This is a genomic window from Candidatus Roseilinea sp. NK_OTU-006 (assembly GCF_012931985.1).
In the GTDB taxonomy this organism is placed as follows: domain Bacteria; phylum Chloroflexota; class Anaerolineae; order J036; family Brachytrichaceae; genus JAAFGM01.
This window is the reverse complement of the sequence record NZ_JAAFGM010000084.1, coordinates 1-2,968: the sequence shown is the minus strand read 5'-3', so window position 1 is coordinate 2,968 and position 2,968 is coordinate 1. Positions and strand designations below refer to the sequence as shown.

Genomic DNA, 2,968 nt, shown 5'->3' with positions numbered 1-2,968 from the left:
CAGCGGGCGGAATGTCGATCGTGACCTGGTTGCCGGCGACCGCGACGCGCTGTGTGGTGTAGCCGTCCGGGCCGAGTCCGCGGGCCACTTCGATCAGCAGCACAAGGGCTTTGTCGCGCTCCAAGAGTTCGCCAGCGGCGAAGGGCGCCTGAAAAAGGTCAAGCAGATCGGCTTTGAGCGGTTCCGAAACGCCTCCTGTCACCAGTGAAGGAAACATACGCGACAACTCTGCCTTCTGCTCTGGCGTCAGCGCGAAACCCTCCAACCACGTACCGTCATAGGTGCCGAACTTCGCGCTCTGTTCATCGGCCCACGCAATCAGCGCTGTTCGCGCTGAACTTCCCGCATCGAACACGCTGGGCAGGAACTTCTCCGTGTACCAGGCATGAAAGGGCTCCCAAGCGGATTCGCCGATCTTTGATCCCAGGTACCCAATGCCGACCGCCAACCCAACAGTAGCCGCTGCGACCACGACTACTGAACCACCGATTAACGCGACAGCAGCCCCGCCAACGACCGTGCCCAGTGCAACGCCAGCCTTCGCGCCGAGCAGCCCGCCGACTACTCCGAAGCCGGCCTTGCCGGCCGCCTCAGTGCCCTTGTTGTATAGCGCCGTTCCCATCTGGAACAGGCCCAGCACGCCCCCCAACGTGTTGAACGCCGACTTTGCGGCCTGCGCGACCTTTTGCATCGCCGCTGTGTCGCCGGTCGCCGCCACATCAGCCCAAAGACCAATGCGCAGGGACAGAAACTGCGCGTTGTTCGCAAGCCCTTTGAAGTACTGCTGAATGCGCAAGTCATCCGCGGTAACCGGAGCGACACCGACACTCGCCACCCTGGCAATCACCGTGTTCAACGAACGAGACAATGCGTCGAAGCGTTGCCTGACCGCGGTGGCATCTGACGCCACAAGCTCGCCGGCTTGCAGTTTCTTGGCCAGCTTGCCCAGCTCCTCGAAGTACGTCTCATAGCGCGTGGCAACCGCACCTCCGACATCGTCCAGGTTCGGCATCCAGTTGTCCGGCTTCGACAGTTCTTCGAAGAAAGTCTCCTGGTAGCTACTCATGATCGTTCCTCCTCAACTGAAGATCGATGAACAAGCGTACGTTCCCATATTGAAACCCGAGCAACAGCGACGCGCCCCACAAGCAGCAAAACGCCATGAACGCCAGACCGACTCGGCTCTTGGTCGTGACGCCGGTGTACAGCGCCGGATCGCCAGGCATCATGGTCAGAGCAAAGATGAGCAGCGGTGCGAGCAGCGCCCCCAGCAACAATCCCAGATGGCGCTTGACCGTCCAGAAGTGCATGCTGCGTGCCTTGGGCAAAGCGTAGTCATAGTTCGCGTGCGATTGCAGCGCGTACAGCAGACTGATAGGAAGCCATAGCAATATCACTAAGCAGTAGGTCAACAGCGCAACCTCGGGAAACTGCGTCGCCTTCGCTGTTGATACGACGCGCGGAAAGACTTCCGCAATCGACGTCGTGAGCGCCCTTGCCAGCGGCCACCTGTGCAGAACGTCGGTTGGCGCGAACAGCGCGCACGCCGATGGAAGTACGAGCGGCGTCCAAACCAACGGTGACGCCCACCCGCGCCACGACAGCGCCGACGGCCGTGGCGGCAGACGACAATCAGCCTGCCGGCTATTTGCGCGATCCAACGATGCACCACGGTTTTGTGAGGGGGTCATGAGGACACGGCTCGGACACTCTCTGTCTGCGGACGACGGGAGATCGGTGCGGCGGGCGACGCGCGAGGCGTCGCGAAGACCAAGTCGTGGCTGCCGCGACCGTTGGCCGGCGGCGTCAGGCGGTAATCGGCGACGTAGTCGCGTTCGAAGCGCTTCCACTGGCCGAGCCGTTCGGGCCCCGACGCGGCCACGATCATCTGCACGCGCGCGGTAAACGGACTGGGGATGACGGTGCCGACCGGCTGTCGGTTTTCCCAGATGTACATCAGCGTCGCGTACGGTACCGGGCGGCCGCTCGCCAGTTCCGCGAGCTCGAGCGCCGCCCGCTCGTGCGCCGGCAAGGTGCTGCGATCGCCGTCGAAGAACAGCAGCAGCCGCGCAGGCGAGTCTTCGGCGTGTCGGTCGGTGTTGTCGGCGTGCTCGATCAACTGCGGCACACGCCACTCCCAAACGATCCACGGCCGCGTCCTGGGGTCGACGTCGAGCCGCTGTTTCAGCACGCTCGCCGAGCGCTTGGCGCGCGCGACCACCACCACGCGCCCGCGCTCGGCGTCGAACGCAGTCTCATAGTCCGTGGGCGTCTTCGTGCGCGTCAGCGGCAGCGCGTGCCAGCCGTACGGGATGCGCCCCGGCCGGCTCTCGGAAAACGGCGTCACGTCGGCGGCCACGGGCAGCCGCGCCGGCGGCGTCGCGCAGGCGGCAAGCAATAGCAGCGGCAGGAAGAGCAGCGATCGCATCCGGCAGGCGCGCGTCTCCGGCGCGCGATGCTAACGGCACACGCTGCCGCCGGGGGCTATTTCCCCCGCGGCTGCGGCGCCGATGCAACGCGCGTCAGAGGCCGACGATGCCGCCGCCGACTTTCTGGATGGCGATGGTGGCCGAGCGCGGACGCGATGTGCCGCCGTCCGGCCAGTGGCTGGTGAACTGGGCCGGATCGCCGATCGCAGCCGCCGGCGTGTCCTCGCCTGGATGCTGAATGTTGACGAACAGCGTCTGGCCATCCGGCGTCTCGCAGATGCCGGTGATCTCGCAGTCCTTCGGCCCGACCAGGAAGCGGCGCAGTTTCGTCGCGCCCAACGGCGCGCCGACGTAGGTGGTCACCTGCTTGGTGTTGCCGCTGGCATCGGTGTTGGTGATGGTACGCGCGCCGCCGTCGCCCACCGTTCCCGGCAGCGCTGCGAGCAGCATGCAGTTGGTGACGTCGGTATAGGCGCCGTCGTCGGTCTGGATCCAGCAGATGTTGCTCACCTCGCTGAACCAGAGGCCGTCCGGACTGG

3 protein-coding genes and 1 pseudogene are annotated in these 2,968 nt (G+C 65.0%); all 4 read right to left on the bottom strand.

The genetic code is table 11. From position 1 onward, the window contains the following. Positions 1–1,066: pseudogene (locus tag GXH28_RS15545) on the bottom strand (hypothetical protein); the annotation flags it as partial. Next, a complete protein-coding gene (locus GXH28_RS15540) occupies positions 1,059–1,691 on the bottom strand; it encodes a hypothetical protein (RefSeq protein WP_169239928.1) in 633 nt (210 codons plus the stop codon). The pseudogene GXH28_RS15545 and the gene GXH28_RS15540, both read right to left, overlap by 8 nt. Further along, positions 1,688–2,428 carry a DUF3047 domain-containing protein gene (locus GXH28_RS15535; RefSeq protein WP_169239927.1) on the bottom strand — a complete coding sequence of 247 codons (741 nt, stop codon included), beginning with the start codon at positions 2,426–2,428 and terminating at the stop codon, positions 1,688–1,690. Before GXH28_RS15535 ends, GXH28_RS15540 begins: the two co-directional genes overlap by 4 nt. Before the next feature lie 94 nt (positions 2,429–2,522). Further along, positions 2,523–2,968: alkaline phosphatase PhoX (locus tag GXH28_RS15530; RefSeq protein WP_169239926.1), on the bottom strand; the 446-nt coding region annotated here is incomplete at its 5' end.

Excerpts from the sequence above, each read along its gene's own strand:
- GXH28_RS15535 (WP_169239927.1), bottom strand. The coding sequence starts at position 2,428 with ATGCGATCGCTGCTCTTCCTGCCGCTGCTATTGCTTGCCGCCTGCGCG.
- GXH28_RS15540 (WP_169239928.1), bottom strand. The coding sequence starts at position 1,691 with ATGACCCCCTCACAAAACCGTGGTGCATCGTTGGATCGCGCAAATAGC.